This is a genomic window from Janthinobacterium sp. TB1-E2, assembly GCF_036885605.1.
GTDB classification, from domain to species: domain Bacteria; phylum Pseudomonadota; class Gammaproteobacteria; order Burkholderiales; family Burkholderiaceae_D; genus Janthinobacterium; species Janthinobacterium aestuarii.
Genome location: NZ_CP142523.1, coordinates 326742 through 351333 on the forward strand (window position 1 = coordinate 326742; position 24592 = coordinate 351333).

22 protein-coding genes are annotated in these 24592 nt (G+C 60.0%); 11 read left to right on the plus strand and 11 right to left on the minus strand.

Annotation, left to right across the window (positions count from 1 at the left end; all coding sequences use genetic code 11):
- The first annotated feature begins 42 nt into the window (after window positions 1–42).
- The gene (locus tag OPV09_RS01400) at window positions 43–945 is read left to right on the plus strand and encodes a LysR family transcriptional regulator (RefSeq protein WP_338680256.1); all 903 of its coding nucleotides are present in this window, start codon (window positions 43–45) and stop codon (window positions 943–945) included.
- A gap of 115 nt (window positions 946–1060) precedes the next feature.
- Window positions 1061–1876 (plus strand): hypothetical protein, encoded by an 816-nt coding sequence (locus OPV09_RS01405; protein WP_338680257.1) that lies wholly within the window; start codon window positions 1061–1063, stop codon window positions 1874–1876.
- 25 nt (window positions 1877–1901) lie between these two features.
- Here OPV09_RS01405 and OPV09_RS01410 read toward each other — a convergent pair whose 3' ends face one another.
- From OPV09_RS01410 to OPV09_RS01425, 4 genes are all read right to left on the minus strand, one after another.
- The gene (locus OPV09_RS01410) at window positions 1902–2957 is read right to left on the minus strand and encodes a bifunctional nicotinamide-nucleotide adenylyltransferase/Nudix hydroxylase (RefSeq protein WP_072456057.1); all 1056 of its coding nucleotides are present in this window, start codon (window positions 2955–2957) and stop codon (window positions 1902–1904) included.
- Window positions 2954–4669, minus strand: coding sequence for an NAD+ synthase (locus tag OPV09_RS01415; protein ID WP_338680258.1), 1716 nt, complete (start codon window positions 4667–4669; stop codon window positions 2954–2956). The genes OPV09_RS01410 and OPV09_RS01415 overlap by 4 nt, the downstream gene beginning before the upstream one ends.
- Window positions 4670–4762: 93 nt before the next feature.
- The gene (locus OPV09_RS01420; protein WP_338680260.1) at window positions 4763–5275 is read right to left on the minus strand and encodes a ClbS/DfsB family four-helix bundle protein; all 513 of its coding nucleotides are present in this window, start codon (window positions 5273–5275) and stop codon (window positions 4763–4765) included.
- Window positions 5275–5919, minus strand: coding sequence for a metalloregulator ArsR/SmtB family transcription factor (locus OPV09_RS01425; RefSeq protein ID WP_338680261.1), 645 nt, complete (start codon window positions 5917–5919; stop codon window positions 5275–5277). Before OPV09_RS01425 ends, OPV09_RS01420 begins: the two co-directional genes overlap by 1 nt.
- Before the next feature lie 59 nt (window positions 5920–5978).
- Here OPV09_RS01425 and OPV09_RS01430 point away from each other — a divergent pair, with 59 nt between their 5' ends.
- Window positions 5979–6467, plus strand: coding sequence for a DUF2938 domain-containing protein (locus OPV09_RS01430; protein ID WP_200873025.1), 489 nt, complete (start codon window positions 5979–5981; stop codon window positions 6465–6467).
- Between the two features lie 10 nt (window positions 6468–6477).
- Here the strand turns inward: OPV09_RS01430 and OPV09_RS01435 are convergent, their stop codons facing one another.
- The gene (locus OPV09_RS01435; protein ID WP_338680263.1) at window positions 6478–8901 is read right to left on the minus strand and encodes a DUF3772 domain-containing protein; all 2424 of its coding nucleotides are present in this window, start codon (window positions 8899–8901) and stop codon (window positions 6478–6480) included.
- Window positions 8902–9169: 268 nt separating this feature from the next.
- Between OPV09_RS01435 and OPV09_RS01440 the strand changes: the two genes are divergently transcribed.
- Together OPV09_RS01440 and OPV09_RS01445 are read left to right on the plus strand one after the other, a co-directional pair.
- Entirely contained in the window at window positions 9170–10837 is a 1668-nt protein-coding gene (locus OPV09_RS01440; protein WP_338680264.1) for a methyl-accepting chemotaxis protein, read from the plus strand.
- Between the two features lie 151 nt (window positions 10838–10988).
- On the plus strand, window positions 10989–11150 hold the full coding sequence (locus tag OPV09_RS01445; protein ID WP_338680265.1) for a hypothetical protein: 162 nt from the start codon (window positions 10989–10991) through the stop codon (window positions 11148–11150).
- A gap of 25 nt (window positions 11151–11175) precedes the next feature.
- Here the strand turns inward: OPV09_RS01445 and OPV09_RS01450 are convergent, their stop codons facing one another.
- The 3 genes from OPV09_RS01450 to msuE are packed head-to-tail and all read right to left on the minus strand — an operon-like array spanning window position 11176 to window position 13848.
- Window positions 11176–12201 (minus strand): methionine synthase, encoded by a 1026-nt coding sequence (locus tag OPV09_RS01450; RefSeq protein WP_338680266.1) that lies wholly within the window; start codon window positions 12199–12201, stop codon window positions 11176–11178.
- Window positions 12202–12228: 27 nt separating this feature from the next.
- Complete coding sequence (locus OPV09_RS01455; protein WP_338680268.1) at window positions 12229–13206, minus strand: DUF1852 domain-containing protein; 978 nt, start codon at window positions 13204–13206, stop codon at window positions 12229–12231.
- A gap of 60 nt (window positions 13207–13266) precedes the next feature.
- The gene (gene msuE / locus OPV09_RS01460) at window positions 13267–13848 is read right to left on the minus strand and encodes an FMN reductase (protein WP_072456033.1); all 582 of its coding nucleotides are present in this window, start codon (window positions 13846–13848) and stop codon (window positions 13267–13269) included.
- Window positions 13849–13975: 127 nt separating this feature from the next.
- Here msuE and OPV09_RS01465 point away from each other — a divergent pair, with 127 nt between their 5' ends.
- Window positions 13976–14857, plus strand: a complete 882-nt coding sequence (locus OPV09_RS01465; RefSeq protein ID WP_034752618.1) for a LysR family transcriptional regulator — start codon at window positions 13976–13978, stop codon at window positions 14855–14857.
- A 13-nt stretch (window positions 14858–14870) separates the two neighbouring features.
- Window positions 14871–15737: a methylenetetrahydrofolate reductase gene (locus OPV09_RS01470; protein ID WP_338680271.1), complete on the plus strand. Its 867-nt coding sequence runs from the start codon at window positions 14871–14873 to the stop codon at window positions 15735–15737.
- Between the two features lie 532 nt (window positions 15738–16269).
- On the opposite strand, the gene OPV09_RS01475 is transcribed toward OPV09_RS01470, so the two are convergent.
- Window positions 16270–17373 (minus strand): helix-turn-helix domain-containing protein, encoded by a 1104-nt coding sequence (locus tag OPV09_RS01475; RefSeq protein WP_338680272.1) that lies wholly within the window; start codon window positions 17371–17373, stop codon window positions 16270–16272.
- A gap of 493 nt (window positions 17374–17866) precedes the next feature.
- Here OPV09_RS01475 and OPV09_RS01480 point away from each other — a divergent pair, with 493 nt between their 5' ends.
- Genes OPV09_RS01480 through OPV09_RS01490 form a run of 3 tightly spaced genes read left to right on the plus strand, consistent with a single transcriptional unit; the run spans window position 17867 to window position 19777 of the window.
- Window positions 17867–18139 (plus strand): multiubiquitin domain-containing protein, encoded by a 273-nt coding sequence (locus OPV09_RS01480; RefSeq protein ID WP_338680274.1) that lies wholly within the window; start codon window positions 17867–17869, stop codon window positions 18137–18139.
- Complete coding sequence (locus OPV09_RS01485) at window positions 18114–19316, plus strand: ThiF family adenylyltransferase (protein WP_338680275.1); 1203 nt, start codon at window positions 18114–18116, stop codon at window positions 19314–19316. The genes OPV09_RS01480 and OPV09_RS01485 overlap by 26 nt, the downstream gene beginning before the upstream one ends.
- A gap of 47 nt (window positions 19317–19363) precedes the next feature.
- Complete coding sequence (locus tag OPV09_RS01490) at window positions 19364–19777, plus strand: DUF6527 family protein (protein ID WP_338682222.1); 414 nt, start codon at window positions 19364–19366, stop codon at window positions 19775–19777.
- A gap of 300 nt (window positions 19778–20077) precedes the next feature.
- On the opposite strand, the gene glmS is transcribed toward OPV09_RS01490, so the two are convergent.
- Window positions 20078–21907 (minus strand): glutamine--fructose-6-phosphate transaminase (isomerizing), encoded by a 1830-nt coding sequence (gene glmS, locus OPV09_RS01495; RefSeq protein WP_034752623.1) that lies wholly within the window; start codon window positions 21905–21907, stop codon window positions 20078–20080.
- Between the two features lie 161 nt (window positions 21908–22068).
- Between glmS and OPV09_RS01500 the strand changes: the two genes are divergently transcribed.
- Entirely contained in the window at window positions 22069–22542 is a 474-nt protein-coding gene (locus OPV09_RS01500) for an Lrp/AsnC family transcriptional regulator (protein ID WP_338680277.1), read from the plus strand.
- Window positions 22543–23194: 652 nt separating this feature from the next.
- Here OPV09_RS01500 and glmU read toward each other — a convergent pair.
- The gene (glmU, locus tag OPV09_RS01505; protein ID WP_072456029.1) at window positions 23195–24571 is read right to left on the minus strand and encodes a bifunctional UDP-N-acetylglucosamine diphosphorylase/glucosamine-1-phosphate N-acetyltransferase GlmU; all 1377 of its coding nucleotides are present in this window, start codon (window positions 24569–24571) and stop codon (window positions 23195–23197) included.
- Window positions 24572–24592 lie beyond the last annotated feature (21 nt).

Here is a 24592-nt window from a genome sequence, read left to right on the forward strand (position 1 = left end):
TTGACAAAGCCCTGCAACCCGCATCTCTTCTTATTTTTATCTATGATCAGTCTTGACCGCCTGGGTATTTTTATCGCCATCGTCGATGCCGGTTCGCTGACGGCGGCCGCCGCCGTGCTGGGCCAGAGCAAGGCCGTCGTCAGTTTTAATTTGAAACAGCTGGAGGCGGAACTGGGCGTGTCTCTGCTCACACGCAGCACGCGCAGCCTGGCGCTGACCGACGTGGGTCGGCGCTTTTATGAGGATTGCCAGCGCGTGCTCAGCGAAGCGCAGGGCGCCATCGAAACGGCGCGCCAGGGCCACCAGGGCTTGCGCGGCACCTTGCGCCTGACCACTACCGTCGAATACGGCAGCCGCACGGTAATCCCCGCGCTGATCGCCTTTGCCGCCGCCCACCCGCAGCTGCAGATCCAGCACTCGTCGTCGTCCTCGCATGAAGACCTGATCTCGGGTCGGTACGACCTGGCCATCCGCATGGGTTCCCTCAACGATTCGAGCTACCGCGCCGCGCTGATCGAACCGTACGCGATCTGGCCCGTCGCCTCACCCGCCTACCTGGCCAGCCTGCCTGCGAAGGGCATCGCCACCTTGGACGACTTGCAGCGCGCGCGCTGGCTGGCGCACAGCCGCCTGGCCGCGCCGCTGCGCTGGGACGTGCAGACACAAGACGGCCCCGCCGCCTTCACGGCGCAGGACGACGCCGCCATCCATTCCGACTCCGCTTCGGCCCTGCTGGGCTTTGCCCTGGGCGGCTGCGGCGTGGCCCTGCTGCCGCAGTGGCAGGTGGAGGCGGAAGTGCGCGCGGGACGCCTGCGCCGCCTGCTGCCCGACGTCGTCTTCCCGGAGCAGGGCGTGTATGCCGTGTATCCGAACACCCAGCATATCGCGGAAAAGGTGCGCGCCTTTATCGACTTTTTGCGCGCCTTCGTGGGCACGCCGGACTGAGGTTTCACGTGGTCAATACTTGTGAAATACAACAATTTCCAAGGGGCAAACGGGCGCCACTTTCGTTTTTCCCGGCCTACACTGGAAGGACGTTGTTCACTGATTGGAGACCATCATGGCACATACATTGGCAGCAGTTTTCGCCGTGCGCGATATGGCCGAGCGCGCCCGGCACGACCTGATCACGGCTGGCTTCCCCGGCGCCAGCATCCGCCTGCATGATGCGGGCAGTGACGATTTTTCCGCCACCGAAAACATCCGCCGCGACGACAGCGACAGCCTGCTCGACAGCGTCAAGCATTTCTTCACCGACCTGTTCGGCAGCCACGCCGACCGCCACATCTATGCGGAAGCCGTGCGGCGCGGACATGTCGTGCTGACCCTGGAAGAGGCCAGCGACGCCGATATCCAGCGCGCCACCGACATCGTCGAACGCTATGCGCCGCTCGACATCGATGCGCATGCCGACCACTGGCGCGCCGGCGGCTGGCAAGGCGCGCCGCAAGACGCCAGCGCAATGCGCCAGGGCGCCAGCATGCAGTCGGATACCTCATCGCAGCAGGGCAGCATGAACGAGGCGCCAGGGTCGCAGCAATTTGCCAGCGACATGGCCCCGCCGCCATCCAGCGCGGGCGCTAACGTGCGCCGCTATCCCAGCGCCGACAACCTGCCCGGCACCAATTACGACGACGAGCAGTACTACCGCAGCCACTGGAGCGCCACCTATGTCGCCACCGGCGCGCGCTTCGAGGACTACGATCCCGCCTACCGCTATGGCCATTCGATGGCAAGCAGCGACAGCTACCGGGGGCGCCCATGGGATGACGTAGAAGCGGACCTGCGTTCCACGTGGGAGCACACGTATCCGCAATCGGCGTGGGACAAGTTCAAGGCGGCCGTCAGGCATGGCTGGGAACGCGTAACGTCCTGACGCGCGGGGAGGGGGATGCCCCCTCTCAGCGCCCCTCGTGCGTGAGCTTGAGGAAGTGGTTCAGGATATGGAAATGGTCTTCGAAGAATTGCTCTTCCATGGCCGGCAGCGCGGCCACGGGTACCCACTGCGCCAGCGCCGCATCGTCGGCCGCCGTCACGGCCGGCAGCTGGCGCGTCTTCAAATCGAAGTAATGCGCATGCGTGATGGTGCGCCCGCGCTGGCTGCGGTCCGGGTGGTCGAACACGGCCACGCCGACCAGCGCCTCGACGAGGGTGGGCGCCAGCACGCCCAGCTGGGTTTCCTCCGCCAGTTCGCGCAGAGCGCCCTGCAGCAGGCGTTCGCGCGGCTCCAGGAAGCCGCCGGGCAGCGCCCACAAGTCCTTGCCCGGATAGCCGCCGCGGCGCACAAGCAGCACGTGGCCGCCCGTCTGCACCAGCGCGTCCACGGTGGTGAAGATGGGCGGATACGGTGCCGCGCGCCAGCGCGCTTTATACGCTTCGATGGCGCGGTATTCCTGCACCAGCGGCGCATACCACGGCAGCAAGGTCCACGCCTTTACATACTGGCCGATGGCCGCCGGCAGCAGCTGCGCCACGGCGCTCAGCGACACGTCCACGTCTTGCGCCTCGAACAGCACGTTGCGAATCGCCGTCGCGCCGATGGGCGCGCCAGGGTCGATCTCCAGGTTCAGCAGCTGCCAATGGGGGAAGTGATGCAGGTAGTAGCTGGTGGCGTCCTTGAAGCAGGCCACCAGCATCACGCGCTGCGCCTTCGGCACGGCGCCCGCCACGGCGTGCCGCACGGCATCGGCCCACAGGCCATCATCGTAGTAGTCGCGCACGGCCACGTAATGCACGCGCGCGCGCTGCGCCTCGGGCAAGGTCGCGGCGATCATGGCGGCCCGCTCCTGCCATGTAAACGGGTTCTTCGGGCTGCGCGCATGGAAGGCCGAGCCGAGCACCACCACCACTTGCGCGGCCGTCGTCAGGGCCTTTTGCAGCAAGCCCGCATGGCCATTGTGAAAAGGCTGGAAGCGGCCGATCAGGATGGCCGCATCGGCAGGGTAGGATGGGGTCATGCGTCGTCTCCGGTGGGGTAGTGGGCGGCAATCGGCAATTGACGCCCGCTGCCAAAGGCGCGCGAACGCACGCGGATGATGGGCGCCGCCTGGCGCCGTTTGTATTCGTTGCGGGCGACCATGCCGAGGATGCGCGTCACGAGGGTCCGTCCCTCGTCCGTCTCGCGCAGCTGGTCGACCAGGGTCAACGCCTGCGCGCTTTCTTGCGCCGGCAGGCGGCGTCCCTCGATATGCCATTTGAGAATTTCATCGAGTACGGGATACGGCGGCAGACTATCCGTGTCGCGCTGGCCCGGCGCCAGTTCCGCCGACGGCGGTTTATCGAGCACGGCGACGGGGATCAGTTCGCGCCCGGCGCTGGCGTTGAGGTGGCGCGACAGGGCGAACACCTCCGTTTTATACAGGTCGCCGATCAGGCCCAGTCCCCCATTCGTGTCGCCGTACAGGGTGCAGTAACCAACCGAGATTTCGCTCTTGTTGCCGGTGGTGAGCAGCAGGGCGCCAAACGCGTTCGAGTATTCCATCAGGATCGTGCCGCGCACGCGCGCCTGCAGGTTTTCCAGCGGCAGTCCCTGCAGCTTGCCGTCGAAGGCCTGGGCGTAGCCGGTTTCATATTGCGCCACGATGTCGCGGATCGGATGCGTGTAGAGGGCGATGCCCAGATTGGCGCACAGGGCGACGGAATCGGTGACGGAGCCGGCGCTGGAAAACACGGATGGCATGGTGATGCCCACGACGTTGTCGGCACCGAGCGCCTCGACGGCCAGGGCCAGGGTCAGCGCCGAATCGATGCCGCCCGAGCAGCCGACGACGACTTGCGTAAAGCGGCAGCGGCGCGCGTAGTCGCGCAAACCGAGCACGATCTGGCGCCGCGCAAATTCCACGGCGGGGATGCCGTCCGGGTCGGGCACGGGAAACGCGGCACCGTCGGTACGCGTAAAACGGCCATCGGCAAAGCGCAGCAATGGAAAATCTTCGACGAAGCGGGCCGCTTCGAATTGCACGCCCTGGCTCGGTGACATGGCGAACGAGGCGCCGTCGAACACGAGCTGGTCCTGGCCGCCCACCTGGTTGACGAACAGCAGGGGCAGATTCACGCGCTTGCAGGCGGCGCCAAACACGGCGTGGCGTTGCGCGCGCTTGCCGATATCGGACGGGCTGGCGTTGATGCTGACGATCAGGTCGGGCCGCGCCGCGTGCAGGGCATCGAACGGGTTGACGGCGTAGGCGCGGCCATCGTCATTCCAGCCATCCTCGCAAATCATGAAGCCGACCTTGCAGCCGGCGATATCCAAGGTGCAGGCGCCGGGCGGGCCCGGTTCGAAATGGCGGCCCTCGTCGAAGATGCCGTAAGTGGGCAGCAGCTGCTTGTAGTATTCGGCCACGATGTGCCCGTCACGCATCGCCAGCAAAGCGTTGTACAGGGGCTTGCCGACACCAGAGTTCGGCCGCGCCGTGCCGATGACGGTAACTAGTTCCGGCCAGCGCGTGGATGCCTGCAGCACGGTGTCGAGCGCCTGCTGCATGCCGCGCAGGAAGGCGGCATCCTCAAACAGGTCGCCCGGGTAATACGCGCACAGCGACAGTTCTGGGCAGACGAGCAGGTCGGCGCCTTCCTCGCTGGCGCGCTGCATGCGCGCGATGATGGCGGCGACATTGGCGTCGAAGTCGCCCACGGTGGGATTCATCTGGGCGAGGGCGATGGTCAGCATGGTGATCCTTCAGTTGGTTGCGCTTGAAACCACTATCCTGCCTGAAAAATTTTCCGAGCGTACTGATGCAATCGTGCAAGCCCGCCGATCCCGCTACAAGGTCTTGAGCCAAGCCCGCAAGCGCGTGCGCGCGTTCGCATACGGCGACGCCGTGTTGAACTGGATCATGCGTCCCATCGTGTAATGCGTGTACCAGGGCTGGCCATACAATTGCGCGTCATCGTGCGCGTCGACCAGCGCCAGCAGCTGGTCTTTCGCCTGTTCCAGGCGCTGCAGCAACTCGTCCATGCCCAGTTCAGCATAGTCGGCATAGAAGCGCTGCGCCAGTTTTCCCAGAGCGTTCCACGTGAAACCTTCGGCGGGAAAGGCGATGTCCTCGATGCGTTTGCCGTCGCGCAGCTGCGCGTGCCAGTGCAAGACCAGCTCATTCCAGCCGACCAGGTAGGCGAGCAGATCGCATACGCTCATGCGCGTGCCCGCCACTTGTCCTTCCAGCACGGGCTCCCGCGATAGCGCCGGCGGCACGCGCGCCAGCTCCTGCACCAGTTTCGCATACGTGCTGTTGATGGCGTCGAGCAGTTCCTGCTTGCTGTTGGGGATGGCCATCACGCCGCCTTGACGACAGGCAAGCCGGCCGCCTGCCAGTCATCGTAGCCGCTACCGAGACGGCGCGCCTGCAAGCCGTGCTGGCGCAAGGCAGCCACGGCCTGCACGGACAGCACGCAATACGGGCCGCGGCAGTAGGCGGCGATCTCTGCGTTCGCGGGCAATTCCTCGAGGCGGCGCTGCAAGTCATCAAAAGGAATATTGATCGCACCGGGCAAGTGGCCGGCGGCAAATTCCTGCGCGGGCCGCACGTCGAGCACCGTGATGCTGGCCTCGCGCATGCGCTCCTGCAACTCGTCGCCCGTGATCGCTTCCACGTGGTCGCCCCGGCCCAGCGCCTGCAACTCGCTGCGCTGGTGCTGCGCATACACGTCCAGCGCGGCCAGCAGTTGCACGATGGGGCCGCTGCCGAGCCGGTACAGCACGCGCTTGCCATCGCGCCGTGCCTGCACGAAACCGGCACGCCGCAACTGCTGCAAATGCTGGGACGTGTTCGCCACGGACAAGCCCGTCAACTCCACCAGCTGCTCCACCGCATATTCGCCGTGCACGATCTGCTCGAGCAGGCGCAAACGCGGCGCGCTGCCTAAAATATGGGCAAACCCGGCGGAACCGGTGAGGAATTCGATATCGGCATTTTTCATTGACACAATGCTAGCACCCTTATAACATTCAAGCAATTCATTGAATGTTAGGGGCGGCAATGCAAATACTTTGGCTCGATGCGCTGGCGATCGGCGTGGGCGCGACGGCGGTGATGGATGTGTGGGCAGTGGCCTTGAAACGCTTCTGGTGCATCCCCTCGCTGAACTTTGCGATGGTGGGGCGCTGGCTCGGCCATTTGCCGCGCGGCACCGTGACGCACACCAATATTGCCCAGGCGGCGCCCGTGCGCGATGAAGCCATCCTGGGCTGGACGGCCCATTACATGATCGGCGTGCTGTTTGCGGCCGTGCTGCTGGTGCTGGTGGGACAGGAGTGGGTCAGCCAGCCGACGTTTGCGCCGGCGCTGCTGGCGGGTCTCGTGAGCGTGGCCGCGCCATTTTGCATCTTGCAGCCGGGCATGGGCGCCGGCCTGGCCGCCAGCAAGACGCCGCACCCAAACGCCGCCCGCCTGCGCAGCTTGATGGCGCACACGGCGTTCGGCGTCGGCCTGTACCTGGCGGCCCTGCTGTGGTCGACCGTGCGCTGACTTGTGCCGACTAGCTCGTCAGCGGCGGTACCGGTGCGGGCGCCGGTGCAACGGCTGACATGGCCGGCGCCTCGGGCTGCGCCGGCACCGTACTCAGCACCATCGTGCTGGGTTTGGCGATCGCGATGTGCGCCTCGTCCAGGCGCTTAAGCAGTTCGAACAGCAGCGCGCTGCGGATGCCCGACGTCAGGCGCGGCGACGAGGCAAAGCCGGTGGCGTTGAACAACAACAGGCCATTGTCGATGCCGTCCAGCTGCACATTCGGCGCCGGTGTGTCGAGCACGTCGGGATTGTCGACAAAGACGGACAGGATCAGCGCGCGCGCCACCTGCGCATCCGTGCCCAGCGGCAGCGGCAGCTTCACCTGCACCAGGCCCAGCGGATTGGCCAGGGTCACGTTGCGCACCGTCTTGGTAATGAATTCCGAGTTCGGCACGATCACCGTCGAGCGGTCGCCCAGCTGAATTTCCGTGGCGCGCACATTGATGCGGCGAATATCGCCTTCCACGCCACCGAGCGACACCCAGTCGCCCACTTTGACGGGACGCTCGGCCAGCAGGATCAAGCCGGAAACAAAGTTCTGCACCACCGCCTGCAAGCCAAAACCGATACCGACCGACAAGGCCGACGCCACCCACGCGATGCGCTCGAGGCCGATGCCGGCCGCCGACAGGGCCAGCGCCACGGCCAGCACGCCGCCGATGTAGCCGAACAGGGTGATGAACGACACTTGCATTCCTGTATCGAGATTGGTGGTCGGCAAATAACTATTTTGCAGCCAGCGCTTGAACAGGCCCAGCGCGATAAAGCCGACGACCAGCACCAGCAGCGCCTGGATCATGGCAGCCGGGCGGATCGCCACTTCGCCGATGGCCAGGCCATCCTGCAGCTTGCCGACGCGCTGGAACAGCTCGCCCGGACCTTCGCCAAATGGCGCCAAGAGCAACATCAGGGCCAGCAGCACGACGATGGCGCGGCCGATGCCCGACAGCAGCACGGCCGCCTGGTCGCGCGCCTTGGGCGTGGCCAGCACGGGATGGGCCGCGTCCGGCGGCGGCGGGGTGGAGGCCAGCAGCATGCAGATATCGTCGACCAGCACCGTCAGCAGATACGTGCTGCACACCACGACGATGACCCAGGCGATTTGCTTGGCGACAAAGCTGCCGAACGCCACATAGCCGACCAGCAAGCTGATGACGCTCGACGCCAGCGCCAGCCACAGCAGCACCGTGACGCAGCGCAGCCACAGCGGCGTGACGAGGGTGGCGGGATCGGCCTCGCGCAACTGGCGCCAGCAGCGCTCGGCCCGCATCAGGCCGTAGGCGATGGTCGTGCTCATCACGAGGGCGACGATGCAATTGACGGCCACGGCCGTCGACAGGCCCGCATTGATGACGATGGTGACCCGTTCCGTCGCCCACACGAGCACGACGATGAAGGAAAACATCGATGGAAAATTGCGCATGCGGTGCGCCAGCGCATCGGGCAGGGGCAGCAGACGCCACGACACGCGGCGCGGCGACAGCAGCGCGTGGCCCAGCCCTGCCGTAAAACCGGCAAAACAGATGATGCCGATCAAGCTGCTGAGGAAAGTCGAGGTTTTTTCGGACAGGCCGCCCTCCCAGCGCAAGCCCATGGCCAGCAATTCCGCCACCAGGCCCGGCGTGGCCAGCGCCAGCACCAGCACGGCCAGTGCATGCAGCGAGCGGCGCAAGCGGCCATGCGGCACGCGCGTGGACGTGACCACCAGCAAATAGCGCGAAATCCAGACGCTGGCACCGATCACGGCCACGATGGCGGCCAGCAAGCCGCCCCAGGCCGACCACGGCGTGGCGCTTGCCGCGTTCGCCAATTCCAGCTCCAGCGCCCGCAGCCGTTGCAGATTCTGCGGCAATTCCGCATGCAGCTGCTTCCAGAACGAGCCGGCCAGAATCGACGCCGTGCGCTCGCCCAGGCGCGCCTGCAACTGCGCGCGGCGCACCGTCGACACTTGTTCCGACGCCTGCGTCGCTTCCACGGCCAGCAGGCGCGCCAGTTTTACTTGCGCATCGAGCGCGCTGCTGGTGCGGTCCAGCTGGCTGCGCTGCGCCGCCACGTCGGGGGCGTCTTTCGTGCCCGCCGCCGGCTTGCCCAGCTCGGCCAGCCGCGCCTGCACGCTGGAGAGCGTAGGCGCGAGCGCATCGGCCACCTTGTCCGCCTCGGCGCTGGCCGCCAGCGCGTCGGCGCGCATCTGCGACAGGGTCGCGTCATCGAGCTCCACCTCGCCATCGAGCGCCTTCTGGATACCGGTGATCTGCTTGCGCAAGCCATCGAGACGCTGGTCGGCCGTGGCGGCGTCGTCGACGGGCTGCGACCAGGCGGGCGGCGGGGCCAGCGAGCAGGCCAGCAACAACGCCAGCAGGAAGGGGAAGAAACGGAGACGGAAAGAAGTCATGCGGACCTAAGGCTGAAAATGGGAAAAATTGCCGAATCGGCGGCGACGCCGGTCATGGCCTGCCGCCCGGCGGGTGCCTGCCAATATAGCTGAAAACACGCGCAAGCCGCAGAACAGGCGGAACCGGCGTGCATCCAAGGGGGCAACTAGGCATATTGCCCTATGGAAATATCACATAAAAAGGTCTAGGATCGTCCTCCGCTTGGCGGCGCGGCCCCCAATCCGCAGCCGCCGACCTTTTGACCATTCCCTCCGTATTGAGACCGCCATGAAGTTTTTATCCAACCTGACCATCGGCACCCGCCTCGCCACAGGCTTTGGCGCCATCGGCGCCATGCTGATCATCATCTCCTGCCTGGGCATTGCCATGCTGGGCAAGATCAACCAGGGCACCGGCCATATCGTGCATGACAGCATGCCGAAGATCGAGCTCGCCAACAGCGTCTCGGCCAACATCAACGACATTGCCATTGCCCTGCGCAACATGATGCTCAGCGCCGATCCGGCCGACCAGCGCAAGCAAACGGACGCCATCCTGGCCGCGCGCCAGGCGGCGGCCGGCAATCTCGGCAAGCTTGCGAACATGCTCGATTCCGACCGCGAACGCGCGCTGCTGGCCAAGATGAACGACGCCAACACGCGCTACGCGCAGGGGCAAGAAGCCTTGCTTGAACTGATCAGGAGCGGCACGCCGGACGATAGCAGCGCCTACCTGTACGGCCAGCTGCGCCCCGTCTTGCTCGTCTATAAGCAATTGATTGCTGAACAGATCAGCTTGCAAAACACCCTGGCCAACACGGCGGGCGACAATGCCAATGCCACGTATGCCAACACGCGCACCTTGCTGGTCGGCATGTCGCTGGCGGCCTTGGCCATCGCAGCGGCCTTGGCGTATGGCATCACACGCTCGATCACCGGCCCCGTCGCCACGGCGCTGCAGGTGGCCAACACGGTGGCCGCAGGCGATTTGCGCAGCCACATCACAGTGCAGTCGCGCGATGAAATGGGGCAACTGTTGCAGGCGCTCAAGCGCATGAACGACAACCTGGCGCAAACGGTGGGCACCGTGCGCGCCGGCACGGAAACGATCGCCTCGGCCTCGTCCGAAGTGGCGGCGGGCAGCCTGGACCTGTCTGCGCGCACGGAGCAGCAAGCCAGCTCACTGGAAGAGACGGCCTCCTCCATGGAAGAGCTGACCTCGACCGTCAAGCAGAATGCCGACAATGCGCGCCAGGCGCATGTGCTGGCCGACACGGCCTCCGGCGTGGCGCAGCGCGGCGGCGCCGTCATCGCGCAAGTGGTGGCGACCATGCGGCAAATCGACGCCTCGTCGAACAAGATCGCGGACATCATCGGCGTCATCGATGGCATCGCCTTCCAGACCAACATTCTGGCCTTGAACGCGGCCGTGGAAGCGGCGCGCGCAGGCGAGCAGGGCCGCGGCTTCGCCGTCGTGGCCACGGAAGTGCGCAGCCTGGCGCACCGCTCGGCTGCCGCGGCCAAGGAAATCAAGACCCTGATCGACGACTCGACCCGGAGCGTGGCGGCCGGTAGCGAGCTCGTGCATCAAGCCGGCAACACCATGACCGACATGGTCGACAGCGTGCGCCGCGTTACCGACATCATGGAAGAAATCACCTCGGCCAGCGCGGAACAGACGGCCGGCATCGAGCAAATCAACCAGGCCATCAGCGAGATGGACAACGTCACCCAGCAAAACGCGGCCCTGGTGGAAGAATCGGCAGCAGCGGCGGCGGCCATGCAGGAGCAGGCGGCGACCCTGGCGCAGGTGGTGAGCGCATTTAAACTGGGCGGCGTGCCAGCGGCGACCTTGCCAACACCTGCCGCGCGGCCAGCGGCCGGTACGGCAATGCGCGTGGCCGTGGCAGCGGCACCGCAACGCGCCTGCACACCGGCCCAGTGGGAGGAATTCTAGAATAGCGCGACGACGGATCACATGAACATAAGATTGAATTTAATCGTATTAAATTCAATTTTATGTTCACTTTAAAAATTAACTGCGGCGTTCATATTCTTCCAATTAAAGACCACAATCCGCCGGCCGCCGCGACATCACGCGCGACGCCATGCTGCTCGACGTAACCCGTTTCGGCTTCGCCACACGCCAACAGGCGGAAGATGATGTCGATGCCCTGCTGGTACGCATCGATAAAGCTTTTGCGCAGGTGGCGCCGCTGCTGAACGCAGCCTTGCGGGCACGGATGGGGGAGCGCTTGCGCCCGGCTTAAGCACGGGCGTAACTTCACCAGCCGGCTAGGAAAGCTCTCCCCGGATGATTGCCGCGCCTGCGCTGAGCGCATTCAACTTGCCTCTTGCGACCTGGCGAGCCAGGGGCGCCATGCCGCAGTTGGTGCTCGGGTAGAGTTTGTCGGCATCGACAAAGCGCAGCGCTTTGCGCAGGGTGTTGGCCACTTCCTCCGGTGTTTCAATCGTATTGCTGGCCACGTCGATGGCGCCGACCATCACCTTCTTGCCACGGATGAGTTCAATCAGGTCGATGGGCACACGCGAGTTGTGGCATTCGAGCGAGATGATGTCGATATTCGATTGCTGCAGCTTCGGGAAAGACTCTTCATATTGGCGCCACTCGGAGCCCAGCGTATTTTTCCAGTCCGTATTGGCCTTGATGCCGTAGCCGTAGCAGATGTGGACGGCCGTTTCGCATTTGAGTCCTTCGATCGCCCTTTCCAGGGTGGCAATCCCCCAGTCATTGACCTCATCAAAGAAGACATTGAATGCAGGTTCGTCAAACTGGATGATGTCGACGCCGGCAGCCTCCAATTCCCTCGCTTCCTGATTGAGGATCTTGGCGAATTCCCAGGCCAGTTTTTCACGGCTCTTGTAGTGGCTGTCATACAGCGTATCGATCATCGTCATCGGACCTGGCAGGGCCCATTTGATCGGCTGCTTGGTTTGCTGGCGTAAGAACTTGGCGTCTTCCACAAACACCGGCTTCGGGCGGCTCACCGCGCCCACGACGGTCGGCACGCTCGCATCGTAGCGGTCACGGATCCTGACAGTCTCGCGTTTGTCAAAATCCACGCCACTCAGATGCTCGATAAACGTGGTGACGAAATGCTGACGGGTCTGTTCGCCGTCACTGACGATATCGATGCCTGCGTGCTGCTGTTCCTGCAGCGACAAACGCAGAGCATCCTGTTTGCCCTCGATCAATTCCTCGTCCTGTAATTTCCACGGCGACCACAGTTTTTCAGGCTGCGCCAGCCAGGAAGGTTTGGGCAAGCTGCCGGCAGTGGAAGTAGGCAATAATTTTTTCATGTTGAATGCTTTCGTTTATTTTTTTAATCAGAGCGCGTAGTTCGCAGACCATTGTTCAAGAATATTCTTGTAGGGCTTGATGAAGTGCTCTTCCGTATATTTGCCCTGCTTGACCGCCAGCTGGCTGCGCTCTTCCCGGTCATAGACAATTTGCGTCAATGAGTAATCCTGGTTCTTCAGGCTGGGCTGATACAACTTCCCCGCCGCGGAATTGGCGTTGTAAATTTCGGGCCGGTAGATCTTTTGGAACGTTTCCATCGTGCTGATGGTGCCGATCAGTTCAAGATTGCTGTAGTCGCCAAGCAGATCGCCGATAAAGTAGAAAGCCAGCGGCGCGGAGCTGTTGGGCGGCATGAAATAGCGCACCTGCATCCCCATCTTTTCGAAATATTCATCCGTCGAAGAGAACTCATTTTGTTGGTACTCGACGCCGAGGATAGGGTGCTGGTTTTCAGTGCGCTGATAGGTCTTGCTGCTCGAGGCGCTGATGCAGATCACGGGTGGCTTGCTGAAGTGCGCTTTATAGGTGTCTGACCTGACAAAGTGCTTGAACAGCTTGCCATGGAAATCGCCGAAATTGTCCGGCGTGCCAAACGTGGATTTATTATTGTTGTGCTCTGGCAGCAGCACGCTGAAGTCGTAATCGCGCACGTAGGAGGAGAAGTTATTCCCGGCGATGCCATCGATGCGCTCATTGGTTTTTTTATCGATGATGTTCGGCTTCAATATCTCGATCAATGGAATATTGTCGCCTTCGGCATCGATATTCAACGCGACGGAAATGATTTCAAGCTCGACCGAGTAACGGTCTGCGGTCGGATTGTCCCAGTGCGCCAGGTTGTTGAAGCGGCTGTCGATCATTTTCAAGGTATTGCGCAAGTTCTCCTGGCGACGCTCTCCCCGGGCCAGATTGGCAAAGTTGGTCGTCAATCGCGTGCTGTCCGATGGGTGATAGTTTTCATCGAAAACAATGCTCTTGATGCTGAATACAAAATCTTTGCTCATGGTGATCTGTCCTGGTTTCTGCGAAAAGATGAATATGTTGATTGACCGTGGTGATGCGTATCAGGCCGCGACCAGCTCTTCAGCAGTGGCGGATCTCGCATGGCGCGTCAAGCCGATCAAGGGCAATGCCCGTTGCACCGCCAAGGTGGCGCGCTGGAGCAGAGCCTCGTCCTGCAGGCGGTAGTCGGTAAAGTCCTTGTCGGTCGCGTAGACGCCCAGCGGCAATGTGCGTGCCTGGAAAAAGCTGAACAGCGGCCGCAACTGGTGGTCGATCATCAGGGCATGGCGCTCGCTGCCGCCGGTGGCTGCCAGCAAGACGGGCTTGTCGATCAAGGCATCCTGGTCAATGAAGTCGAAGAAGTGCTTGAACAGGCCCGTGTACGCGCCACGATAGACCGGTGTCGCCACCACCAGGATGTCCGCTTGCTCGACCGCCGCCAATTCCCGCTCCACCGTCTCGGGCAGGTGGGAGCGCCAGGTTGCGCCGGCCAGCTGCGGCGCGAGCTGCCCCAGTTCGACCAGGCGTTGTTCGCACAGCACTTCCTCGGCGATCAGGTCCATCAGGTGCTCGGCCAGGGCGGCAGCCTTGGAAGGGCGTTGCAGCCCGCCGGAAACGGCGACTAAGCGAAGTGGACGTGTCATGTTTGCTTTCATAGGGAGTGATGCGCGAGGGCTAAGAATGCCAACAGCAAGAGGACGGATGATAACGGGGGGAATCGATGAAGTATAATGGTCTTATTTCATACATCCATGAATATGGCTCATTTCAATGCTTGAACGCATCCACCTCAGCATCGTCCAGCAAGTCGAAAAGCAAGGGTCCTTGACGGCCGCCGCAGGCGTGCTGAACCTGACCCAGTCGGCCTTGAGCCACAGCATGAAGAAGCTGGAGCAGCAACTGGGCACCGACGTCTGGCTGCGCGAAGGGCGCAACCTGCGCCTGACGCAGGCCGGCCAGTATTTGCTGGCGGTGGCGAACCGGGTGCTGCCGCAACTGGACCTGGCCGAAGAGCGCCTGGGCCAGTTCGCGCAGGGCGAGCGCGGCGCGCTGCGCATCGGCATGGAATGCCACCCTTGCTACCAGTGGCTGCTCAAGGTAGTGTCGCCCTATCTGGCCGCATGGCCCGACGTGGATGTGGACGTCAAGCAGAAGTTCCAGTTCGGCGGGATCGGCGCGCTCTTCGGCTACGAGATCGACCTGCTGGTCACGCCCGACCCGCTGTACAAGCCGGGACTGACATTCGAGCCCGTGTTCGACTACGAGCAGGTGCTGGTCGTGGCCAAGGGCCATGCCCTGGCGTCGGCTGCTTATGTGAAGCCCCAGCAACTGACGCAGGAAGTGCTGATCAGTTACCCCGTGGACATCGAACGCCTGGACATCTACAACCAGTTCCTGTTGCCGGCCGGTGTCACGCCCAAGCGCCACAAAGCCATCGAAACCACGGACATCATGCTGCAGATGGTAGCCAGCGGCCGCGGCGTGGCCGCCCTGCCGCGCTGGCTGGTCGAGGAATACGCGGCCAAGATGGACGTCGTGCCTGTGCGGCTGGGCCAGCGCGGCATCGCCAAGCAGATCTTCCTGGGGGCACGCGAGACGGACACCGCCATCGACTACGTCAAGGCCTTCATCGCCATGGCGCAAGGAAGCTAAGGTAAAACCGTTGATGCATCGCGATAATCCCAGGCCCGCCGGCAACATCACGCACGCCTATTCCCTGGAAGTCAGTACGAAAGACATTGCTGCTTTGAGCGCGGCGGCGCCGCGGATATTGACCGGGTCCACCATTGCCATTCCCTACCTGCCACGCGAGAACGACGACGCGCGCCTGGCCGCGGCGCGGGCCGTGCGCAGACTCGGCTTCGAGCCCATGCCGCACTTGTCCGCGCGCCGTATCGCTTCGCTCGCCGGGTTTGAATTATTCGTCCAGCGCGCGGCCGCTGAAGCGGGCGTCGAGCGCTGCTTCGTCATCGCTGGCGATCCATCGATCCCGGTGGGGCCGTTTGCCGACAGTGCTGCGCTGATCGACACAGGTATTTTTGAGCGCGCGGGCATGAAAGTGATCGGCGTGGGTGGCCACCCGGAAGGCCATCCGGTGATGAGCAAGGCCGAACAGTGGGAGGTGCTTGAACGCAAGTGCCACAGCATCGAGATGCGTGGCATGGCGCCCTTGATCGTCACGCAATTCGCCTTTGATGCCGACATCGTGTTGACGTGGCTGGAAGCGCTGCGCGCGCACGGCATCAACCATCCCGTGCGCGTGGGCGTGCCGGGCCCCGCGAGCATCGCGGTGCTGGCGCGCTATGCCGCAGTATGCGGCGTGGGCGCCTGCGCATCGATGTGGTCAAAGTACGGGGTCTCAATCGGCAAGCTGTTCGGCACAGCAGGCCCCGATCTGTTTGTCGAGTGCCTGGCCGCCGGGCTGACAGCAGCGCATGGCAAGGTCAGCCTGCATTTCTTTCCCTTTGGCGGCATCGCACAGTCCGTCAAGTGGATAGAGCAGTACCGTGCTCGTACCGACCCAGGCCGTTGAGCATCACATCTTAAATACCAAGCTAGGGGTCGATGCCATTCGACGCCCGTGATGGCATCAAAGCTGCAGGCCGACGATACGCCCATCCCGATACTAGCGCCCGGAAACGGAAAAATCTGGGAAGCGCGCTAGTGGGCCGACATATGCGACGACTACCTCTCCGACAGCACCGCGCCACCGGCGTGATCGTACAAAGAAGGTCTGTATAACTGAGGCCCGTTGATGTAGCATAAAAAATAAACGCAAATATCCCTATCGCAGCGGCTCCCCAATTCGCTTCGGAGTATTGAAAAATATAGTCTGTATCTATGCCCAATACAACTGAATATTCTTATCAAAACAGACTAGTCAGCAATTCGGCGCAAGGCTAACGACAAAAAAAGTAGGATATTCTTTAAAGCCGATAAACAGTACATTCAGTCAATAGTAGAATGAGATTCTGAACAATGCACTCACTGAATCACCACTAAAATAGACCGAATTTCGTCAAAAAATCCGTACTCAGACAATACTTCAATGCTCTGTATCAAATTTACTTTGCCCAGTCGATACGAACAAAGAATATAGTCCCAACTTGATATCCGATATGTTTGTCATGTTGAAGACGGCCAACAACAATACCCGGAGCAATGTTTAAAGACTTTGCAAAGTTTGAAATAGTAGAAAGGCTGAAATCTCGTTGAGCAAGGAACTTATGATATTGCTCTGGAGGTATCAAAAAGTCACTAGAAAAATTGTTCGCCTCTATTTCTTGCAAATTCTCAGATGCTTTTTTTTGTTCAATAAAAATATCTCTCTTCCCATGTAAAAGAATGTGTCCAGCCTCATGGAAAAAAGAAAACCACAACTGATCAGCCCTCTTGTAGTGAAGGCTCAATTGGATAAGCGCTTTGTCAGAGGAAAGCCAACGAGTTGCTCCGCATATTCCTAATTTAGGGAATTCTGGAACAAGAACGACGGCAACACCGGCCGCTGCGCAAGCCGCAGTCATCGTTTTGAGGGACGAATTAATATCGTCATGACTTGTGAGGTCACGAACTTTAATTAGCGCTGCTTTAAAACGAGTTGCGTCGAATGGCTCGCATTTCACTTCCCGTCCGTTGAGCTCACCTTTTCTCAACCAAGTTGCCGTTAGACTCAATTCCGTCGAATCATGAGTAGAAGATTTGCGGAATGCAGTCGCCTCCTTCCCCCTCATCCATACTTCGTTCCAAGCTTCTGGCGATGCCACTCCGAAAAACTTTAGCAGCTCTTCAACAAGCTCAACTTTATCGGTTCGAGCGTTAATCCAGCTTCGCTTAACCATTTCCGTAATCGGAAAATTGGATAACCAACCTATATGTTGGCTTAACCGCTGTCTTTCCTCTATTCGAGCCAATGCAGCTCGGTAATTCTGCTCCAAAGTGTTCCAATAGGATGAAGGGAAGCCAAGAACTCGTTCTAGTTGAAGCGCGGTCTCAGGAGTAATTGCAGCCTTTCCTTTAGCGATTTCGTTAATTGTCTTTTTGGGGCGTCCCGTTCTTTCAGCAAGATCTGCCTGTGAAAGACCGACTGCGTCAAGCAACTCCACCAAGCTATCTCCTGGAGGAACTGCATAATTCGGCGTGAACGGACGATGCGCGAGTTTAGTAGTCATAGTTTGCCCAGGGAGAGGATGCGGATTGCAGTTACAGAGCTCAAATTGAGCCCTTGGGTAGAGGTTGCAGTACCCGAATTCAGGATAGCTTCAAAATGAATTTTGTGTGTAGGAGAGACGCTAACGGTATAGCGGGACTTTTCCGCTTGTGGAGTTAGCTCATGCATGGGCAGAGATGCGGCAACGGCAAGGGTCTCCATCGCTGCAAGTTCGCATAAACGTCGGCACGCTACACGAACACTTGCTCCAAAAATCTTAGCGAGAGCGCTCTCAGACATTACAACAGCTTCCATGTCGGAAGTTGTAAAAAGGATTTCCATAGTCGCGCGACAATACAGCGTTTTGAGAGAAAAAACAAGGTATCAACGACGCGAAGGGTTAATATTTTACCGCACACCCAAAGGGTTAATAATTTCTTGACATTAACCCCTTAGGTTACTAATATCTATCAATCTCTTCTGTGCAGCCAAGACAGTAGGGCCAGAAAATTTGCATGCCTCCCACAGCTAACCTGAAAGGTTTCATCATGCCTCACCCCAAAGAGTATGAAATTATTGTCAACACCGTTCACCACAAGGTGCCTGGCCCCACGGTCACTTTCGAGCAAATCCTGCAGCTCGATGGCGTCGATACCGCATCGGTCGATTTAAAGTTGTATGACGTGGATTGGACCCACGGTCATGAAAAGGGCTCGCTGAATCCTGGCGGTTTTGTTCAACTTGAAAACGGGATGCGCTTCGATGCTGGCAAATCTAACCGCTCCTAACGCCGACGTACAGGCACTGATCGACGACGGGTATTCGGTTGTCATTGTCGATGACCGATATCTCATAGTTGAGAATGTTCCATACTGTCCTGCTGCAGGAAAGATCGCATACGGCGACATCATTTCGCCGTATTCGGTGGTCAATGGCGTCAGCCAGCTGAATGGTGATCACACCGTGTGGTTTACGGGGTCAATCCCACATACGGCACAAGGCGCATCATTACAAGACGCCCTTGTAGCCGATACTATCGAAACATCGGCTGCTGATCGGAAAGCGCTCTGCAGACTCTCAAACAAGCCTGCTAAGGCGGAAGATCTCGCTCGCTTGCTCCAGAGCTTTCACGTCAAGATGCTTCATTACGTGAACAAGCTGTCTCGTCATGCCCGCGACGTCGACCCATCGGTCCGTGCCGATTTTCGAGGACGCTTGCAGGTAAATGCTCGCCCCTCTGTGTTCTACTATCCGAACACGGCAATTGCCCGTTCCGGCCTGGATGCTTACGAGGATAAATTACGGCAGCGGAAAGTCGCAATCATCGGCATGGGGGGCACGGGAAGTTACATCCTGGATGCACTGGCAAAAACGCCAATTGAAGAGATCTACATCTATGATGGCGACGCGGTCGAAGCACATAACTGCTACCGGATGCCGGGCGCCTTGAAACCTAGTGAAGCATTTAGTGGCATTACGAAAGCCGAACACTTTGCCAAGCACTATGGTCAGATGCGGAAGGGTATAGTCGGTCGCGCCGTACGAGTTGATGAGCAAAACATCACGGAACTCGGTGACTGCAGTTTCGTCTTTATCGCTGTTGATCATGGGCCATCAAGAGAGCTGATCGCGAGTTACTTAGTAGAGCGTGGTATTCCGTTTATCGATGTCGGGATCGGAGTCGATAAAGTCCCCGCGAAGGTTCAACTGCACGCCCGTGCACGCGTAACGCTGGTGACGCCGCAAACTGCTGACTTAGTATCGGCGCTGCCTACCGCCGACGACACAGAAAAAGCGGAATACGGTAACATCCAGCTGGTTGAATTGAATGCGGTGAATGCCATGCTGGCGATCGTTCGCTACAAGCAATTTCTCGGCTTTTATACTGACGAAGCTGAGGCAGAAACGATCAAGTACAAGGTCTCATGGTGTGAGTTATTGGTGAACAAGCGGAAACCAGAGTGAAAACACAGTCTATACGCCCTAAATTCGTGGTCAGCTTCCCATCAGTAATGGAGGATGGTTTGCTGTACATCAGCGAGGAATATGAGACTGCGGGCCACAAATGCTGTTGTGGGTGCGGGGAGAAGGTGATGACGCCGTTGAACCCAGCGAAGTGGCAGTTGAGCAAGTCGCCCAACGGCGCCGTGTCGCTTTATCCTTCGATCGGCAACTGGAAGTTCGTCTGCCAGTCGCATTATTGGATCCGGGAGAATCGCGTCATCACCGCCGGCATGATGTCGAAGCAGAAGATTGAAGCTGTGAAGGCAAGAGACAAGCGTGACAGCCAACGGTACATCGACCGGACGAACCAGACCATGAGAAATCAATCCGAGGGCACCAAACCGTCCACGCGGAGTCAAGGTAAGTCTGGCCTCATGAGCATAATCGCGAACACGCTACGCGGTTGGTGGAAGGGGTCGTAATCAACGCTCGCTGCTATCATTAAAAAGGTTGCCGTAAAACATCTAAATTGAACAGCTGAAAGTGGGATACTGTGGACTTTGAACGGATGTCTAGTGTCGGCAAAAACTGGACATCCGGGACAACTTCACGATTACTTTGCGGCTAGCCGATTTCGTCAATGTATATAGCCGATATGAGCTGATCGTCCTGTACATTCTCCCTTCAAATGTTCTGTGCGTGGTTTAAAGAACACCAATACAGAGTTTATTCAAACTATACGGACATTATTTATACGATCACCGGAGCCGCACCCGCCCTGCTTACTCCACCGTCACCGACTTGGCCAGATTGCGTGGCTTGTCCACGTCCGTACCGCGCGCCAGCGCCGTGTGGTAGGCCAGCAATTGCAGCGCGACCACGTGCAGGATCGGCGACAGATCGCCGTAGTGCTCGGGCAGGCGGATGACGTGCAGGCCTTCGCCGGAGCTGATGCGCGAATCGACGTCGGCGAAGACGTACAGTTGGCCGCCGCGGGCGCGCACTTCCTGCATGTTCGATTTCAGCTTTTCGATCAGGGCGTCGTTTGGCGCGATGGTGACGACCGGCATTTCATTCGTCACCAGGGCCAGCGGGCCATGTTTCAGTTCACCTGCCGGGTACGCTTCGGCGTGAATGTACGAGATTTCCTTCAGTTTCAGCGCGCCTTCCAGGGCGATCGGGTAGTGCATGCCCCGACCGAGGAAGAGGGCGTTTTCCTTGCGGGCGAATTCTTCGGACCAGGCGATGATTTGCGGTTCCAGCGCCAGCACGGAAGCAATCGCGACGGGCAAGTGGCGCATGGCTTTCAGGTGCGCCGCTTCCTGTTCTTCGGACAGGTGACCATTGACTTGCGCCAGGCACAGCGTCAGCAGGAACAGGCCTGCCAGCTGCGTGGTGAAGGCCTTGGTGGAGGCCACGCCCACTTCCACGCCGGCGCGCGTGATGTAGGCCAGCGCGCATTCGCGCACCATGGCGCTGGTGGCCACGTTGCAGATGGTCAAGGTGTGCAGCATGCCCAGGCTGCGCGCGTGTTTCAGGGCGGCCAGGGTGTCGGCCGTTTCGCCGCTTTGCGAAATGGTGACGACCAGTGTATTCGGATTCGGCACGCTGTCGCGGTAGCGGTATTCGCTGGCCACTTCCACGCTGACGGGTACCTTGGCGATCGACTCGATCCAGTATTTCGCCGTCATGCCCGCGTACGAGCTGGTGCCGCAGGCGAGGATCAGCACGCGGTCGATCTGCTTGAAGATTTTATAGGCGTCGTCGCCGAACAGTTCCGGCATGATGCCCGTCACGCCTTCCAAGGTGTCGCCGATGGCGCGCGGCTGCTCGAAGATTTCCTTCTGCATGTAGTGGCGGTACGGGCCCAGCTCGGCCGCACCCGTGTGCGCATGCACGGTTTTCACTTCGCGCTCGACGGGCTTGCCATCGACATCGACGATCCAGCAGCGCGACAGTTGCAGGTCGACCACATCGCCTTCTTCCAGGTAGATGATCTGGTCCGTCGTGCCGGCCAGCGCCATGGCGTCGGACGCGACAAAGTTTTCACCATTGCCCAGGCCGACGATCAGAGGCGAACCCTGGCGCGCGGCGACCACGCGGTGCGGTTCGTCGCGGCAGAACACGGCAATCGCATACGCGCCATCGAGGCGTTTCACGGCTTGCTGCACGGTCTCGAACAGGTCGCCGTTGTACATGTGCTCGACCAGGTGGGCAATCACTTCCGTGTCCGTCTGGCTCTGGAAGACGTAACCGAGGGCCGTCAGTTCGGCGCGCAGCTCGTCGTGGTTTTCGATGATGCCGTTATGCACCAGCGCCACGCGGGCGTTCTCTTCCGTTGGGGAAAAGTGCGGGTGGGCATTGAAGGAGACAGGGGCGCCATGCGTGGCCCAGCGCGTGTGGGCGATGCCCGTGAAACCGCTCAAGCCTTCTTCACCGATCTGCTTTTCCAGCTCGGCTACGCGCGAGGTGGAGCGCGAGCGCTGCAAGCGGCCATCCGCATGCAGGGCGATGCCGCAAGAATCGTAGCCGCGGTATTCCAGGCGCTTCAAGCCTTCGACCAGGATGGGAGTGATATTACGTTGCGCTACTGCGCCGACGATGCCGCACATGGAAACCTCTGTCTAAAATTTAATCAATGCACGCATGCTAATGCAGAGTGCATGAAATATGCTTTCTAAATAAGTGTATATTTGACTAAATATTTCACCTCTATTTTTTGGTGAAATATTATTTCATTTAAACTCAATATATTCTCCAATTCTTCAATACCATGAGCGAAGACAACATTACCCTCGACGAAATCGATCGTCGCATCCTGAACGCCTTGCAAATTGATGCATCGCAAACCAACAGTGAACTGGCGCGCTCGGTGCACGTCTCGGCGCCCACCTGTTTGCGGCGGGTCAAGCATTTAAGGGAAAGCGGCGTCATCGAGCGGCAAGTGGCCATCGTCGCGCCGCAGCTGGTGGGCGCGCGCTTGACTGCCATCGTGGAAATCACGCTCGACGTACAGGCGGCGGAGCGCATGGCGGAATTCGAGCAGCTGGTGGCGCAGGAAGCGGCCGTGCTGCAATGCTACCGCGTCTCGCCCGGGCCCGACTTCGTGCTGATGGTGCAAGTGGCCGACATGCCCGCCTACCACGCGCTGGCGCACCGCCTGTTTGCCGCACACGCGAATGTGCGCAACGTGAAAAGCTATTTTTCCACGTTCCGCAGCAAGTTCGAGACGCGCATCGCGGTATGAAGCAAGCGGACAGAACAGTTATCCCTGCTTATCCTCACTTTTCCGCATGCTTATACACAAGTTTATCCACAGCATAAAAATCACGGATTTTCACGGCTGCCACATCCGGCCTCGCAGGAGGCCCCTCAATAAATGTGTAGCTACTGCCGTGTAAAAACTTATCCCGGCTTATCCATCGCTTGTCCATGCCTTAAGCACAGGCTTTTGCACAGCTTTACCCACAGCCCATACTTACGAATAATTCTTAAATATCCTTATAATACAATGACTTATAAGTTATTCATCACTTATCCGTAGATTGCACACAAGCTTATCCACAGTTCAGGCAATCAAAAAACCGGCGATGCTTTTTCAGTCTGCCCGGACTGGCTTGTACGCTGGAGCGGCAAGCTGGACCAGAAAACTTATCCCGTCTTTTCCACAGGTTTTGTACCGTTTATACGCAGTTTATACCGGGCTTATCCATCACTTGTCCGCATGCTTGTTCACATGTTTATCCACACACAGCAATACAGAGAAAATGCGGGATGGGAAAAATGGTCGGACTTATCCCGGGTTGCCAGCCAACTCTCCACAGGACTATCCACAGGTATAAAAAAACGCCGCCAGCCCGGACAGGCTGACGGCGTCATGCGTACCGAGGGCGGTGCGCTTACTTCTTGATTTTCACAGGACGCGTCCAGCCGTCGATGGTCACTTGCCGCGCGCGCGAAACGGTCAGCTTGCCGGCCGGTGCATCTTTCGACAAGGTCGTGCCGGCGCCCAGGGTGGCGCCCTTGCCGACGGTGACGGGCGCGATCAACTGGCTGTCGCTGCCAATGAAGGCGTCGTCTTCAATCACCGTGCGGAACTTGTTCACGCCATCGTAGTTGCAGGTAATCGTGCCGGCGCCGATGTTGACCTTCGAGCCGATGGTGGCGTCGCCGATGTAGGCCAGGTGATTCGCCTTGCTGTGCGCGGCGATCTGGCTGTTTTTCACCTCGACGAAGTTACCGATGTGCACGTCTTCCGCCAGGACCGTGCCCGGGCGCAGGCGCGCGTACGGGCCGATGATGGAAGCGGCGCCGACGATGGCGTCCTCGATATGGCAGAAGGGCTTGATGTGCGCGCCGGGCGCCACCGTGGCGTTGATGAAGACGTTGTTGGCGCCCACGCGCACGCCGTCGCCCAGTTCGACTCTGCCTTCAAATACGCAGCCGACGTCGATGGTGACATCGCGGCCGCAAATGAGTTCGCCGCGCACGTCGATGCGGGCCGGGTCAAACAGGGTCACACCACGCTCGAGCAGCGCTTGCGCGATATTGTTCTGGTGGATGCGTTCCAGCTGGGCCAGCTGCACCTTGCTGTTGACGCCCGCCACTTCCCACACGGCGGCAGGATGCGCCGAGGTGACGGCCACGCCGTCAGCGACTGCCTGGGCAACGATATCGGTCAGATAGTATTCCCCTTGCGCATTGTCATTCGACAAGGCCGACAACCATTGCTTCAGGGCCACGGTGGGCGCGACCATGATGCCGCTGTTGATTTCCTTGATGGCGCGCTCTGCTGGCGTGGCATCTTTTTCCTCGACGATGCGCACGATGGCGCCGTGCTCGCGCACGATGCGGCCCAGGCCGAAAGGATCGTCCTGTTCCACGGTCAAAATGGCCAGCTTATCGTTACCAGCCGCCTGCACCAGCTGCTGCAGGGAAGCGGCGCTGGTCAGCGGCACGTCGCCGTACAGGATCAGGGTCGGCACGCTGTCGTCCAGCAAAGGCAGCGCTTGCTGCACGGCATGGCCTGTGCCCAGCTGCTGCGCCTGCTCAGCGGCATCGATCTGCACGGCATGGTTCACCTTGTAGCCGTCGAGCAACTTCAGCACCGCTGCGCCCCCATGCCCGTAAATCACGCATAATCGGGACGGCGCCAGGCCGCGCGCCGTGTCGATGACGTGCGACAACAATGGCTTGCCCGCCAACGAGTGCAATACCTTGGGCAGTGCCGACTGCATGCGTTTGCCCATACCGGCAGCGAGAATGACAACGTTCATAGACCGTCTTTTATAAGTTAA